Origin of the sequence: Faecalicatena contorta, assembly GCF_021531995.1 — a bacterium.
In the GTDB taxonomy this organism is placed as follows: domain Bacteria; phylum Bacillota; class Clostridia; order Lachnospirales; family Lachnospiraceae; genus Dorea_A; species Dorea_A contorta_A.
In genome coordinates this window covers 17,389-31,879 of the sequence record NZ_JAFBIZ010000026.1, presented here as the reverse complement: position 1 = coordinate 31,879, position 14,491 = coordinate 17,389, and the positions used below count along the sequence as shown (strand labels likewise).

Annotated in this window: 13 protein-coding genes; all 13 read right to left on the bottom strand. The window is 46.6% G+C overall.

Annotation, left to right across the window (positions count from 1 at the left end):
• Positions 1–131: 131 nt before the first annotated feature.
• Complete coding sequence (locus JQM82_RS05390) at positions 132–1,286, bottom strand: nitrogenase component 1 (protein WP_235249028.1); 1,155 nt, start codon at positions 1,284–1,286, stop codon at positions 132–134.
• Positions 1,283–2,611 (bottom strand): nitrogenase component 1, encoded by a 1,329-nt coding sequence (locus JQM82_RS05385; protein ID WP_235249027.1) that lies wholly within the window; start codon positions 2,609–2,611, stop codon positions 1,283–1,285. The genes JQM82_RS05390 and JQM82_RS05385 overlap by 4 nt, the downstream gene beginning before the upstream one ends.
• A gap of 3 nt (positions 2,612–2,614) precedes the next feature.
• A complete protein-coding gene (locus JQM82_RS05380) occupies positions 2,615–3,373 on the bottom strand; it encodes a nitrogenase iron protein NifH (RefSeq protein ID WP_235249025.1) in 759 nt (252 codons plus the stop codon).
• Between the two features lies 1 nt (position 3,374).
• A complete protein-coding gene (locus tag JQM82_RS05375; protein ID WP_235249023.1) occupies positions 3,375–3,638 on the bottom strand; it encodes a TM1266 family iron-only hydrogenase system putative regulator in 264 nt (87 codons plus the stop codon).
• A gap of 354 nt (positions 3,639–3,992) precedes the next feature.
• Complete coding sequence (hypE, locus tag JQM82_RS05370) at positions 3,993–5,012, bottom strand: hydrogenase expression/formation protein HypE (protein WP_235249022.1); 1,020 nt, start codon at positions 5,010–5,012, stop codon at positions 3,993–3,995.
• A 2-nt stretch (positions 5,013–5,014) separates the two neighbouring features.
• Positions 5,015–6,064 (bottom strand): hydrogenase formation protein HypD, encoded by a 1,050-nt coding sequence (gene hypD, locus JQM82_RS05365; RefSeq protein WP_235249021.1) that lies wholly within the window; start codon positions 6,062–6,064, stop codon positions 5,015–5,017.
• Complete coding sequence (locus JQM82_RS05360) at positions 6,064–6,273, bottom strand: HypC/HybG/HupF family hydrogenase formation chaperone (protein ID WP_235249020.1); 210 nt, start codon at positions 6,271–6,273, stop codon at positions 6,064–6,066. Before JQM82_RS05360 ends, hypD begins: the two co-directional genes overlap by 1 nt.
• Positions 6,246–8,639, bottom strand: coding sequence for a carbamoyltransferase HypF (gene hypF / locus JQM82_RS05355; RefSeq protein ID WP_235249019.1), 2,394 nt, complete (start codon positions 8,637–8,639; stop codon positions 6,246–6,248). The genes JQM82_RS05360 and hypF overlap by 28 nt, the downstream gene beginning before the upstream one ends.
• Positions 8,640–8,652: 13 nt before the next feature.
• Positions 8,653–9,696, bottom strand: coding sequence for a nitrogenase component 1 (locus JQM82_RS05350; RefSeq protein WP_331472789.1), 1,044 nt, complete (start codon positions 9,694–9,696; stop codon positions 8,653–8,655).
• Positions 9,697–10,995: a nitrogenase component 1 gene (locus JQM82_RS05345; RefSeq protein WP_235249018.1), complete on the bottom strand. Its 1,299-nt coding sequence runs from the start codon at positions 10,993–10,995 to the stop codon at positions 9,697–9,699.
• A complete protein-coding gene (locus tag JQM82_RS05340; RefSeq protein ID WP_235249017.1) occupies positions 10,992–11,753 on the bottom strand; it encodes a P-loop NTPase in 762 nt (253 codons plus the stop codon). Before JQM82_RS05340 ends, JQM82_RS05345 begins: the two co-directional genes overlap by 4 nt.
• A 384-nt stretch (positions 11,754–12,137) precedes the next feature.
• Positions 12,138–13,652 (bottom strand): oligopeptide/dipeptide ABC transporter ATP-binding protein, encoded by a 1,515-nt coding sequence (locus JQM82_RS05335; RefSeq protein ID WP_235249016.1) that lies wholly within the window; start codon positions 13,650–13,652, stop codon positions 12,138–12,140.
• A gap of 255 nt (positions 13,653–13,907) precedes the next feature.
• Positions 13,908–14,399, bottom strand: a complete 492-nt coding sequence (locus JQM82_RS05330; RefSeq protein ID WP_235249015.1) for a lamin tail domain-containing protein — start codon at positions 14,397–14,399, stop codon at positions 13,908–13,910.
• Positions 14,400–14,491 lie beyond the last annotated feature (92 nt).

Here is a 14,491-nt window from a genome sequence, read left to right as displayed (position 1 = left end):
AGATTAAGGAGGACGGACCACCGAAAAATTAATTTTTAACTCATAATTTTAAAGAAAGAGGTATATTCCAATGGATATGATTCATTAAAAATCCACTGTATTAGCATAGAAAATACAGTGGATTTTATTTTTTACATTTCTGCAAACGGTAAAAGACGTTTCACATAAATTCTTCCGGAAAAAGCAATATGTGGCAGTTCACAGAACCGGCAGCCATCCGGACAGATCGGACGATACAGCGGATCTGCCACAATGATTTTGGCATCCTTTAGCTTCTCTTCTGCTTCCTCTTCCCCACGTACCGCTACATCATTTGGTCCCAGAAGACCTTCCGTTTCATCCAGCGGGCATAAAATCTGCACAGGACGGGAAGTCTTCCGTTCTATGGATGCCGCCAGTGATCCCATCGTCACTGGTTCTCCGACAAGCGTGATCTGTGGATCTCCTGACAGACGATTTTCCAGATAAGCAATACGTTTTTCTGGCCCGGCACCACTCTTGTATTCCCGATCCATCCTCTTTGCGACTGTCTGTTCCAGAATCTCTGACAATGTCTTTGATAATCCTCCCACCGGAGTTCCGATCACATATGGCGTGTGGAATCTTCTCTCCAGCACCTTTGCCGCCCGGATTCCGACAGAAGATACTACCAGGTTCACGGCTGCTTCTCCGGCACGTGAAAGTTGTTCCAGATCATCTCCCATCGCCCATGTAGAGAGGATCTTCCATCCCCTGGATTCCAGATTCGCTTTCAACTTTTTCACATGAGAAAGCGGTCCGAAATCCAAAGGTGTTACACCGATCAGATTCAATGTTCTCTCGTCCGTACACCTGCATCCCGGGTCTGTAAAGCGCTCTGCGATCTTTGCAAGTGCAATTCCTGCCCCATACACATAATCATGCATTCCATTTGTCGGTACTGAAAACGTCGGGATCTTTGTCTCCTGCTCAATAACCTGTGCGATAGCCGGGAAGTCCGTTCCATTCATATATGGAATCGGGGAACCTGCCAGCGCAATAAACTCCGGATGAAGATCAGCTGCAGCTTTTTCAATATCATGAATCAATTTGTTATCGTTTCCCATAATCGCATCGATCTCGCTCAATCCGGAGATGAAGATCAGACTGTCCTGATCATACCAACGGATCTCATCATGTGTATTATAGGTAGAATTGCATCCGGACGGATCATGCATGACCGTCATGCCTCCCAGTTCATACAGCGCAGAACAGACTCCGGATACATCTGCAGTATATACCGGTATGATTCGATAAGATTGTCTCATAGACAGCACTCACACCCCCATCCTTTTTGAATCACAAGATTTTCTGTATCTTTTTCTTCCTGATATGCTTCGATCATAAGGTCTGCAAGCCTGCGGATCCCATCAAATCCATACAGACCACCACCCTGAACCATATTTACAAAATGCCTGCTTCCTGTAAACCAGGCCGCCTTCTGCCCGATCGCCAGCACTTCCTTCTCATCACCTCTTGGAAGTACACGCATCTTTACCTGAATCGTTGCCACAAGCTGAAGATTCGGTGCATGTGTCTGAAGCCATATATAATCTTCCTTTTCTTCGGGGCTGATACTGTCCAGATAGACCGTTTTTACCGAAAATCCATGCGAAAAAAGCAGTCTTGCCAGGCCAAGCGGTCTTGGATGAAACAGATAGTCTATGGCAACCGGCATATCTCCAATCTCTTTTCTCGCCCGTTCCAGAGCCATTTCACAAGTCTGTATCTCCTGTTCCGGATTCAGTCGCGGAAGTCCCAGTGTCTCCGCAAGTTCAGTCAGATGCCTTGTAATCTCCTCATATCCGAAACATGCCGGAAGATACAGATGCTTTCTTCCAAGTCTTTTCGCCTGCGCTTCAGCACCATATTTTCCAGGCGGATAGCAGGAAATAAACAGATTTGAAGAAGCCATCTGCAGATATTCTTCCCAGCTGTGACACTTTGGAAGTTCCCGCAGATTGTAACCATGTTCACGCAATATTCTGGAGATATCACTGGTCTCATCCAATGCAAAGTCCATTCCGAGAAGACTTACGCTTTTCGGATCTGTTGGACATTCCGTCAGTGGATCGAACATCGCCTTTCGCAGTTTCTGATCCGGTGTCAGCCCAGTCTTCTGCATGATAGGGTCCATATAGCAGCGGATAAATACGATTTCCGGATATCGTTCTTCCAGCTCCCGATATACCATTTCCAGGTCACACCCCAGAAAATGATGCAGGCAAACAGTAAAAAGAAGTACTGCTTTCGGACGCTCTTCTAATTTTTCAATAACATCCGATACTCCCTCGATCGTAACATCTTCCAGATTCCCGTTCAGAAGATGTTCCTCTTCCACAATCACAAACGAAAATCTGTCTGCCGCATTCATCTCTGCTGCTGTAAGCACCACTCCGCGCATGCAGTTATCCGCACACACATAGATCTGCCTGGCTTCCGGAAACATCATACCAGTATGTACAATATTCCAGTTGCCGTGAACCGGCGAATTGAATTCCAGCTCTGAGGCAAAAGGCGTCGGATATGATGCGTCTTTGATCTGAATCACTGCACCTTCTGTATCTATTGTCTCTCCTACTCTTTTTAGCATCTGTTATTCCTCCTGACAGGCTTCCAGTATCTGACGAGCCAGCAAACGATATTCCTGTGCCATATCACTGTCCGGGTAACACTCCAGAAGAATCTTTTTCTGCTCCTCTGCCTGTGTTACCAGTTCACAATGGGATAATGAACCAATTACACTTGTATGAAAATCATCTGCAAGCTCTCCCACTTTTTCTGCTTCTCTTTTTACTTCCCGCCGGTTCAGAATGATTCCTCCAAGCGATGCGTATCCACGGTTTTTAAAATTTGTAACCGCCATGGCAATATTCGCCGCTGCATGGATCGCCATATTTTCTCCGGAAGTGATAATAAACACCTGATCCGCATACCCATTTCTCATCGGCATGGAAAACCCTCCGCATACCACGTCTCCCAACACATCATACAGCACAACATCCGGCTGATATGTCTCATAAGCACCTTTTTCTTTCAGTTTCTCAAGTGCTGTGATGATTCCACGGCCTGCACAGCCAAGTCCCGGTGTCGGTCCCCCCGCTTCTACACATACCACTCCGTTATAGCCGATTCTCACCATATCTTCCAGCTGAAATTCATTCTTTTTCTGATTATATAATTCCAGCACAGTCGGAACCGGATCTCCATGTCGAAGCTGCAGGGTTGAATCTGCTTTGGGATCACACCCGATCTGCATTACCTTCAGTCCCTGCTCTGCCAGAGCCGCTGCTACATTAGAAACAGTCGTTGATTTACCAATTCCACCCTTCCCATATACTGCTATTTTTATCACTCTACTCACCAGCTTTCGTAATCACATTCGAATACGCCGTCTTTGTGGATACTCCCTTAAGGCGGCCGATTTTCCCGGATAATGCACTGATCACATCCTGTGGTGCATCAATCGCTATACTAATAATGTTGATTCCCTTTTCTCGATAAGGAATTCCCATTCTCCCTATGATGTATCTTCCTGCTCCGTGCAGAAGATGATTCAATTCTTCAATTATGTTCTCGTTTTCCACAATGATGGAAATGACTGCAACTCTTGTTTCCATAGTTTCCTCCTGCTGTCCCTGCTTTCCGTCTTCCCTCCGGTTCTCAGTCCTCCCCTTCATGCGCAAAACCCGACATCTTTCGATGTCGTCGCTGCTTTGCAGCTCCTGTTTTGCTTATGATGCGGGGAGTCCCTGCTTCGCTTCTTTCTCGTTTCCTCCGCTTCTCAGTCCTCCCCTTCATGCGCAAAACCCGACATCTTTCGATGTCGTCGCTGCTTTGCAGCTCCTGTTTTGCTTATGATGCGGGGAGTCCCTGCTTCGCAGGCTCGCCATGGGATACGCTGCAGTCTCGTTCGGACAAGTCCGACGATCCCACAGTGTATCCCACGGCGGCTGTGAACCGGGAACTTTGTTTTAACATATCCTCGGCAGTAGTTCTCCTCCTGGCTGTGGAAGCAGTGCCTGGGTTCCGATCTCGGTTGTCATGACAACGCGTCCCGGTTGTTCTTCGGTCACTTCACCTATGATTGCTGCGTCTTTTGAGTATGGGCATGCACGAAGGGCTTCTACAATCTGTGGTGCAACGTTTTTCGGCGCCATGATGACGAGTCGTCCTTCGCAGGCAAGGTACAGTGGTTCCAGACCGAGCATTCCGCAGACGCCTTTTACTTCCGGTGCTACCGGAACGGAAGCTGCATCCAGTCGGATTCCGACTTTGCTCTGGCCCGCAATCTCATATAGTACGGTTCCGACACCGCCGCGTGTTGCGTCCCGAATTACATGGATGTCGTGTGTTGTATTCATAACGGCCTGTACATTTGCCCAGAGTGGTGCACAGTCGCTTGTTACATCTGCTTCGATTCCAAAATCTTCTCTTGCAAGCAGAATTGTACAGCCGTGTCTTCCGATATCTCCGGTTACAATGATAGCGTCTCCCGGTTTTGCATAATCGCCTGAAGTACTTACACCCTCTACAATCTCTCCTACGCCTGTTGTTGTAATGAAGATTCCATCTACCTGCCCTTTTCCTGCTACTTTTGTATCTCCGGACACGATACGTACGCCGGCCTCTTTTGCAGTTTTTTCCATGGCTTGTGCAATTTCTTCCAGTTTTTCCATCGGAAACCCTTCTTCAATCACGAATGCACAAGTCAGATATAATGGCTTTGCACCCATACATGCAAGGTCATTGACGGTGCCGCAGATCGATAACTTTCCGATATTTCCTCCCGGGAAAAATGCAGGTGATACAATAAATCCATCCGTGGAGACCGCCATTTTTCCTTTCGGCGGTGCCAACACTGCAGCATCGTCAGCCGTCAGATCCGGATTGGCAAAATGAGCTTTGAATACCTGATCAATCAGCTCAGAAGTCTGCTTTCCTCCTGCACCGTGCGCCATTGTTACCGTCTGATTTTTTATTGAATTCTCCATGACTATTCTCCTCCGTAACTAAAATATGCCGAACATGCACCTTCATTGGATACCATACATGCTCCGATCGGGTGCAATGGTGTACACCCTTTGCCAAATACCTTGCAGTCGGAAGGTTTGCATTTGCCCTGTAATACATCACCGCAACGGCATGCAGGATTCGCTCTCCCTTTAATTTCCGGCATCTGATATTTGATTCTTGCATCATATTCCTGCCATTCTCTCCTTAATTTAAGGCCTGATCCCGGAATCACTCCCAGACCTCTCCACTCAGAATCACAGGGTTCCATCATCTGCTCTACCAACCGCTGTGCTTCTATACTTCCTTCTCTTGTTACCACTCTTGGATAACAATTTACAAAGAATGGCTTTCCTTCCTGATATCTGACCAGCGCCACAGCAAGTGCAGTCAACAGTTCTTTTGCTGTAAATCCTGCCACAACTCCGCTGACACCTTCCTTCACCAGGGATTCGCAAAGTGAGGTTCCGGTAATTGCATTGACATGTCCCGGATACAGGAATATATCTGCACTTCCTTTTAAGGAAGCATATGCTCCCGGCATCGTCTTATTGGCAACTAACAGGGAATAATTCCCGACTCCATCTTCTTTTGCCTGTTTGACAGACAGGCATCCGGCCGGTGTTGTCGTCTCGAATCCGACGGAAAGGAACACCACTTCTTCTTCCGGATGACTGGCCGCATATTTTTTTGCATCCGCCGGAGAATACACAACGTGTACCTTTGCCCCTTTCGCTCTTGCACCTGCCAGACTCATCTTTGTTCCCGGAACCCGGACAAGATCACCAAATGTACAGATCGTTACACCTTTTTCCAGTGCAAGATAGACTGCCTCGTCAATGAATCCCACCGGTGTCACACAGACCGGGCATCCCGGCCCCGAGATCAATTCTACCTGAGACGGCAGAAGCTTGCGAATCCCCAGCCGAAAATTCTCATGCGTATGTGTCCCGCAGACCTCCATGATCCGCACAGGAGGTCCATCATATGTCTCTATCATTTCCTTTGCTGTTTTTTTCTTTTCTTCTCCCATTACAACAATTCCTCCAGCAGCTGATCCGTTTCACTCTCATCTTCATCTGTGATTCTGGCAATCGCAACACCTGCATGAACCATGACATAATCCCCCGGCTCCAGATCTTCAATCAACTGTGAAGAAACCTCTCTCTTTGCTCCATCTGCATCTACAATTGCCACGCCTTCACCTATCTTTACTACTTTTGCTGATAATCCGACACACATATCGATTCTCCTCCTGATATTACTTTCTTATGATTGATCTGATACATTGCATATGCTGCCTGTCCCAGGGCGATTCCTCCGTCATTGGGCGGAATCAAACGGTGACGCAGCACCTGAAATCCTTCCCTTGTCAAAAGCTCATCCGTAAGCCCGAGAAGCAACTGATTCTGAAATACACCTCCGCTCAAAGCGACAAGATTCTTTTCCGTCTCCTGCCGGGCTCTGACGCACGCTGCCCTGATCATCCATGCAAGCGCTTCATGGAACCGGTATGCGAGTTTTCCTGTATCTTCTCCCTGAAGCTTTGCCTCTGCAACCAGTCTTACAAGCTCTCCGGTATTTAGAATCATCCTTCCATCCTGATCCTCCGAAAGAGGTGAGAATGTCCACCTTTCCACCTGCTTGCGAATATCCGAACCATTTTCTTCTCTTTTCATCTTTTTCTCATATTCCTCTGCCGCATATTCCAGTGCAGTAGAGGCCTCTCCCTCAAATGTCGATGCTTTTCGAATTCCCAGAATTGCACTCACCCCGTCAAACAACCGGCCTGCACTGGTAGATATGATCGCATTCAGCTTTCTTTCTGCCATCGTCAGCTGTATGCGACATTCTGCCTCGCTGCACAGAGCAAGCTGCTGAACAATCTGCGAAGTTTCTTCCCGATCCTTTGTATATCCATAGATGAGAGAGACGGCGATCCGCCATCCTTCTTTTGCGGATATATCGCCTCCGATCTGAAGAAATGGTTCTATGCTTCCAATTCTTGTAAATCCTTCATAATCTGCAGCAAGAATCTCTCCTCCCCATACGGTTCCATCCGTTCCGTATCCGGTCCCGTCAAAAGATATTCCAATGACAGAATCAGAGCAGTCATTTTCTGCCATACAGGACAGAATATGTGCATAATGATGCTGTACCTTCACCAATGGAAGCCCCAATTCTTCTGCGATCGTTGTTGAGTTATATCGCGGATGCAAATCACAGACCGCAGCCTGCGGCTCTACCTCCAATAAAGTTTCCAGACGTGCTATGGTCTCTTTCAGAGCACGTACCGTTCGAATATCTTCCAGATCCCCGACATAAGGCGACGGATAAAATCGGCCATCCGTACCGATACAAAATGTATTTTTCAATTCACCGCCAACGGCGATTACCTGTCCCTTCCATGATTCTGAAACCATGAACGGAAGCGGTGCATATCCTCTGGAACGCCTGATCATATAAGGCTCATCTTTGTAATAATCCATCACCGAATCATCTGCCCGTATCCGGATTTTCCGGTCATGCGACAACATACAGTCGCACAGATATGCAAGTTCCTCCATCGCTTCCTTGTCATCTCTGCAGATGGGAGCTCCGGATGTATTCCCGCTCGTCATAATCAGATAATCCGGCATCTCAATCCCGTCATCATATTGGAACAGAAGAAGCTGCACCGGTGCATAAGGAAGCATCATTCCAATCTTTGGATTTCCCGGTGCCACAGAAGGAGCAACACACCCTTCTGCAACGCGTTCCAGAAGAAGGATCGGCTTTTGATGTCCGGTCAATACCTTTTCCTGAGCCTCTGTGACCCGGCATACCCTTTGTACCGCCTCAATATCTCTTGCCATGACAGCAAAAGGTTTCGCCGGACGCCGCTTTCTTTCACGCAGCTTTGCTACCGCAGCTTCATTGGTTGCATCACAGCACAGATGAAATCCGCCGATTCCCTTAATTGCAACAATTCCGCCGGAGCGAATCACCTGTCTGGTACAGGTGATCGCATCCCTTCCTTTTTCTTTTCTTCCAATCAGATACACCTCCGGTCCACAGGAATTACAGCAAACCGGCTGTGCATCATATCGTCTGGTCCGCGGATCATAATATTCCGATGCACACTCCGGGCACATCGGAAACTCTTTCATACTGGTACGCTCACGGTCATAGGGCAGAGAATCCAGGATGGTAAGCCTTGGCCCACAACAGGTACAGTTGATGAATGGATGAAGATACCGACGATCCTTTGGATTGTACATCTCATCTTTACATTCCTCACAGATGGCAATATCCGGAGATACGAAGATTTCCCCTTTTGTCTTTTCACTTTCAATAATCTCAAATTGTTCATAACAATTTGCATTTTCCTGCGATTCCACATTCATCTTCAGAATCGCTGCACGTTTCGGTGGACGTTCCTTAAGATCACAGAGGAATCCGTCAATCTGTTTCCCGGTTCCCTGTGCATAGATCTCCACATACGGACCTTTATTACACACACTTCCACGGATACCATTCTTTGCAGCATGACGGCTTACGGTAGGACGAAATCCCACTCCCTGCACAATCCCATATACACGTATTTTTCTGGTTATCATCTCTTCCATCTGTCATTCCACCCTATCTCAATCTGCCTGAAACAGCAAAATGCGGAACATCTATAAATTCTCCTGTGAATCCCGGAACCATTCTCTTCATACACGCATCCGCATATATCACATCCCACGCTCCACTATTCACCAGTTCTATATAGTCCTCTTCTTCCTTCAGCGCAATATCCTGCTCTTGCTTCAATTCTTTTTTCAGTGTAAACCAGCTCGCCACAGTAACCTCTGTCTGGTTCCATCGTGTCTGAATCTCATCCCGGATCGCATTGGCCAATACCTGCTGGTGTACGATCAGCACTCGTTTTCCAGAATGATCTATCTTTGCAATTCTGTCTTTTGCTGTCGGATAGCCAATCTCGTACGGAGTTCCGTATGTGGCTTTCAGATATTTTGCTGCAGCCAGTGCAGCCGGAGATACCACCAGATTCTTTTCGGCAGCGGAAGCTTTCTTCACTTCCTCAAGTCCGGCGCCCATTCCATAACAGAATGCCTGATATCCGTATTGCTTCTTCAGTCTGTCCCGCATCCTCTCAGCCTCTTTCAGATCACTTAAGTCCTGCGGCGTAGTGCCAATCACGCCGATTCTTCCTTTTTCAACCGGCAGTTTTTCTTTTGCAAATGTTCGGAACAGCGCAAGATATGCCTTTTCTTCTCCTGCATCATATAACTCCATTCCGTCTGTATCAACCGTAAGGATCATAAGATCCGTCTTTTTTTCTCCCATACGTTCCAGTGCCCGGTAATCTGTTCCGATAACTGCCGGAACCGGAGTTCCGATAATCGCAGCAAAAGATGCTTCCACCTTACCCGCAGCGTCTGCAAGCTTTGCCACCAGCCGGTCATCGCGTCCCAGAATCGCATCCATATCACGAAGTCCGGCACTGAACACCGCACTTTTATGTGTAAACCATCGAGGTTCATCAAATCCACAGATATTTCCGGTACATCCACCCGCATCGCAGATGACCAGAATTCCGCCAAGCTCATAGAGCACGGATACCGCTCCGGACTGATCCGGTGCAAATGGTGTCAGATATTTCCTAAGTCCCTTCATCATTTATCCCTCCTGTTCCTCTATGGCTTTTGTAAGCGCTTCAAATAATCTTCGCACTCCGGCATATCCATATGGCTGCCTGTCCTGATTCCACACGACATTCGGACAGGTCTGGTGATAATATCCCGCATCCTTTCCAATCGTCAGATTCACACCTGATGACTCGGAATCATAATACAGCATAGTCGGCTCAAGGTTCGAATAGACCTTTGTCTGAGGACTGATTTTTGCCAGCTGTTTCAGATAGATAAAATTCTCTGCTGTAATCGTGCCATAGATTTCCTTTACCTCAGATCCATATCGCACCAGTGCCAGAGAAAGTTCAAATGCATCTCCGTTCATACACTCTCCCACTGCAAATGCTGCATCCGAACAAACATCCTGAAATCTCCGGACCGCCTTTTCAGCTTCAGCCCTCGGTGCTGCATCTTCCAGTGATACACCAAGTGCCGCTCCAAATGCCCGGTACTGGCTGGCAATCTTATCAATCTGATATAGTCTGGTAAGCTCAATAAACGGAATTTTCAGTCTGTCATGAAACTCTTCTGCCGCATATCTCGCTTCCGGATGAAGTACCAGATTAAAATTGGCCTCTGACATCGTCAGATACTCTTCGTAATCTTTGCATCGTGAGATCTCATGAATCGTCTTTACGCCTGCCTGTTTTAACAGATCATATAACTCACAGTCATCCACAAGCGGAGAGAAAAATCCCAGAAGATTTACAACATTTCCCTTTTTCTTTCGTGGCTCCAGAAGCGAATACAGGGACTGTCTGACGTGAACCATCGGTGGCTTACGCCCCTCTCTTGTAAGTGCATACATGTAACAGGGACGTACCGGAAGCCCTGCTTCTTCAGTGGCCCTTCTGCATATCCGTTCCATATCGGTTCCAAGGAGCGCATCCACACAGGTAATACAGATCATCACAACCGATGGTTTCTGTTCAAGCCCTTCGCAGATCTCCTTCACAGCCTTCGGAATCTTCTTCAGATGACGGCCTGTCACGATATCTGTCTCATCCATCAACAAATAGAAAAACCGGTTATCATATTCTCTCATGGAACTGATCAGCGATGTATTTCGTCCACAACATCCCGGTGCCACAATCAGCATGATAGATCCCGGCACCGCAAGTCCCGCTCTCTTCACTCCAAACCCTTCCGCTCCCGGGGAGTTAAATGCAAGAGTCGCCGGGGAACTGTAGATCAGATGTGTATTCGATATCAACTGCGCCGGAATGCCATCTCTTCCACGTTCTGCCAGTTCTTTTGCCGTACAATAATATGCCTCCCGAATCATACTTCCTCCTCATCTTTCAATAACAATTCTGCCAGATCAAAAAACCTGCGGCTGATCGAAGATTCCTGATCTCCTTCGATCACTGTTTTGCCCTTATCCTCATAGCGGATGATTTCATCACTTCTCGGGATCTCTCCGACAATCGGAATATTACTCTCCTTCGCAAATGCCTGAACCTTCTCCGTCTCATTTTCTACATTTCTGTGATTCAGCACGATTCCGAATACCTTTGCATAACTTCGATCCTCAAAGTTCCTTACTGCTTTGGATATATTATTCGCTGCATAGAGCGCCATCTTTTCTCCGGAAGTCACGATCAGAACCTTTTCTGCGTACCCTTCCCGGATCGGTGCGGCAAATCCGCCGCATACCACATCTCCGAGGACATCATACAGCACTACATCCGGCTGATATGTTTCAAATAACTGCATATCTTCCAGAAGCTGAAATGTAGCAATAATTCCTCGTCCGGCACAACCAAGTCCCGGTGTCGGTCCTCCTGTTTCAATACAAAGGACTCCCCCAAATCCTTCCTTCGAAATATCTTCCAGCCTTTCCGGATCTTCATCCTCTTCCCTCATATAATTCATAACCGGTCTTAACGGCTCTCCCCCCAACAGATTGATCGTTGAGTCTGCTTTTGGATCACATCCGATCTGAATCACTTTTTTTCCAAGCATGGCAAACGCTGCCGCAAGATTTGATGTGACCGTAGACTTTCCGATTCCGCCTTTCCCGTAGATTGCAACCTTTAACATAATAACCTCCATATTTCATAGATAATAAAGAAAAAGCCCTTCTGCCTCTGCGGCAAAAGAGCTATCATACTCAGACATCCTTTCAGAATCTCTTTCTCAATACCAAGAGCTTCAAAGCATGCTTTCTTTCATACAATAACTATTCCCGCTCGGATCTTCCTCGCCGTCAGAGTCTGTATCATTCTTTTTTCACACATCCGGATAGAAATCTTCTCCCCGTCTGTTGTTGGTTATTCCATTATAACTTATTCATGAATATGCGTCAACGAACGTTATTATTGTCACAAGCAAAAAAGAGGGACTGCTGCAAACATGCCACTGCATCCCAGAAGCAGAATCCATAATGCCATATCAGATTATTTATAATCATGTCAATATCTATTTCTATACCCTCATTTTCTGACAAAAGAAACATGCAGCCCTGTGTCCTGCTTCGATTTCATCCATCTCAGGAACCTGACATCTGCATCTTGCCTGCGCAACTGGACATCTGGAATAAAATGTACATCCCGTACCTTCCTGCTCCCTTTTGGGGATCACCGCTGTCTCAATTTTTCGATCTTTTGGTGTGTCGGCCGGTATGGAATCCATCAACAGTTTCGTATATGGATGCAGCGGATGTTCATACACTTCCATACATTTTCCCTGTTCGACAATCTCCCCTTTATACATGATGATCACATCGTCACAAAAATATTTTACCACTTCCAGATTATGCGAAATGAATAGATACGTGAGCCCGCTCTGCTCTTTCAGATCTAACAAAAGATTCAATATCTGTGACTGAACGGATACATCCAGCGCAGCTGTCAATTCATCACAGACTATAAATTCCGGTTCTAGTGCAAATACTCTGGCAATTGCCACCCTCTGTTTTTGTCCCCCGGACAATTCATGCGGATATCGCATCAAAAGTGCTCTGTCCAATCCACATTTTTCCATAATCTCAATACAATGCTCCCGCATTCTTCCTTTTTCACAGACATGATGTTTTTTCATTCCTTCGGATAAAATCTGCTCTATGTTTTTTCTGGGATCCAGACAGGAAGCCGGGTCTTGAAATACGATCTGCATCTTTTTTCTGAGCTTTTCCATCTCATTTTGTGTTATTTTCCGATTCTGTTCACAGTCAAAGAGACAGTTATCCCGAAAGGATACCCTTCCCCCGTCTGCAGGTGCCAGATTCAGAATCGTCTTTGCAACCGTTGATTTTCCGCATCCGGACTCTCCGACCAGCCCCAGAATCTTTCCTTTCTCAATCTGAAAAGAAACATCTTTCACTGCGTAGACCGTTTTCCGCGTTCCTCCTTTATTATAAACAGTTGCCTGATCCGGATTACCCAATCCAAAGGTAAAATGAACATTCTGATCGAATACATAATACTCTCCAGGATTCAGGATCGTCCCTTCTGCCACAGGTGTGACAGCCGCTGCATGCTTCACCGGATCATTATCCATAATATACCAGCCACTGATATCTACCGGCGTTGTCCCCGCATTATAGATCTCTACCCAGTCTGTAACGTCTCCATTTGACTCTACTTCATTAATGACAATCTGCGGAACGAACTGTGTATTCGCTTCTCCCTTTGTCTCCGGCATTAAAACAAACGAACCGGTTCCATCCGGATATCTTCCATAAGAAGCTTTCGCCGCATCACCGTCATAGCTTGCATGCGCTGTCCAGATCTTGTCATATATCTTTCCTGTCGATTTTGCATCTACCAGAATCAGTCCACCTGCTTCTGCCTTTGTTCCTTCTGGCAACTGATAACGATGATCATCCGAATTATCACGGATCTCATACCCCGATATATCGATTGCCTCTGTGCCTGTATTCATAAGTTCAACCCAGTCATCCGGGGAAGAATTGATCTCATTGATCACCAGTCCTCCCACCGGTTCCTGTGGCTCCTGTGGTTTCTCACTTTCGCCGGTCGTATCTTCTGTCCATACTCCGTCATACAGACTTCTGGGACGGTTTGCCGCAATAAATGCCTCTTTTTCCGCTTCAGTTATACTATTCCAGACAAGCAGGCTAAAATCTGCTGCATTGTTATCAGTATCTGAAAAGTTGGTACGACGCAGTGATTTCTGTTTGGAAATATCTGTTGTAGCAGGAGCGCTTCCTTCTCCTATATCCTGAAATCCTGTTTATCTTGTAGATATTGCATCGATTTTTTCTGTGCCTTTATACAGTATAACTTCCACAGACTGGTCATTATCAATTACCTGATTCCAGTCCATATCTGCCTGATCAAGCGATACAACCGCAACAGATGTATCCTCAGCCGCACAGCGGATCAGATAAGAACACTTCGCCGGAATGCTGCCGGTAAGTGGAAGTTCTTTTACCTCAACTGAGCCATCACTCTGCCAGGTAGATCCTGCATGTTTTCCCTCCGAGTTCTCCCGGTTGGACGAATATGTAATCCTGTAATCTGACAGAGAAATCTCTGAATCCGTAGGGTTATAAAGTTCAATAAAGCTGTTTGAAAATGGTGTTTTCCCTTTTCCGCCGCCGCCATAGAGCTGGTTGATCACGATATGATCCGGTGCAGCAGCATATGCTGTTCCCACCGGCAGCGAAGTGACTGCAAGCAGCATGGCAAGCAGTCCCACCAACCTCTTTTTCAATTTTTTCATAAATGCATCCTCCTTTTTACTCTCTGCATATCAGCATACTATTTGGCTGATTTTACTATAAACGGATTGAACAAATCGAAAAAGCACAGTTC

Excerpts from the sequence above, each read along its gene's own strand:
- hypE (WP_235249022.1), bottom strand. The coding sequence starts at position 5,012 with ATGGAGAATTCAATAAAAAATCAGACGGTAACAATGGCGCACGGTGCA.
- JQM82_RS05385 (WP_235249027.1), bottom strand. The coding sequence starts at position 2,611 with ATGCTAAAAAGAGTAGGAGAGACAATAGATACAGAAGGTGCAGTGATT.
- JQM82_RS05340 (WP_235249017.1), bottom strand. The coding sequence starts at position 11,753 with ATGTTAAAGGTTGCAATCTACGGGAAAGGCGGAATCGGAAAGTCTACG.
- JQM82_RS05375 (WP_235249023.1), bottom strand. The coding sequence starts at position 3,638 with ATGGAAACAAGAGTTGCAGTCATTTCCATCATTGTGGAAAACGAGAAC.
- hypF (WP_235249019.1), bottom strand. The coding sequence starts at position 8,639 with ATGGAAGAGATGATAACCAGAAAAATACGTGTATATGGGATTGTGCAG.
- JQM82_RS05390 (WP_235249028.1), bottom strand. The coding sequence starts at position 1,286 with ATGAGACAATCTTATCGAATCATACCGGTATATACTGCAGATGTATCC.
- JQM82_RS05345 (WP_235249018.1), bottom strand. The coding sequence starts at position 10,995 with ATGATTCGGGAGGCATATTATTGTACGGCAAAAGAACTGGCAGAACGT.
- hypD (WP_235249021.1), bottom strand. The coding sequence starts at position 6,064 with ATGGGAGAAGAAAAGAAAAAAACAGCAAAGGAAATGATAGAGACATAT.
- JQM82_RS05360 (WP_235249020.1), bottom strand. The coding sequence starts at position 6,273 with ATGTGTGTCGGATTATCAGCAAAAGTAGTAAAGATAGGTGAAGGCGTG.
- JQM82_RS05350 (WP_331472789.1), bottom strand. The coding sequence starts at position 9,696 with ATGATGAAGGGACTTAGGAAATATCTGACACCATTTGCACCGGATCAG.
- JQM82_RS05330 (WP_235249015.1), bottom strand. The coding sequence starts at position 14,399 with ATGAAAAAATTGAAAAAGAGGTTGGTGGGACTGCTTGCCATGCTGCTT.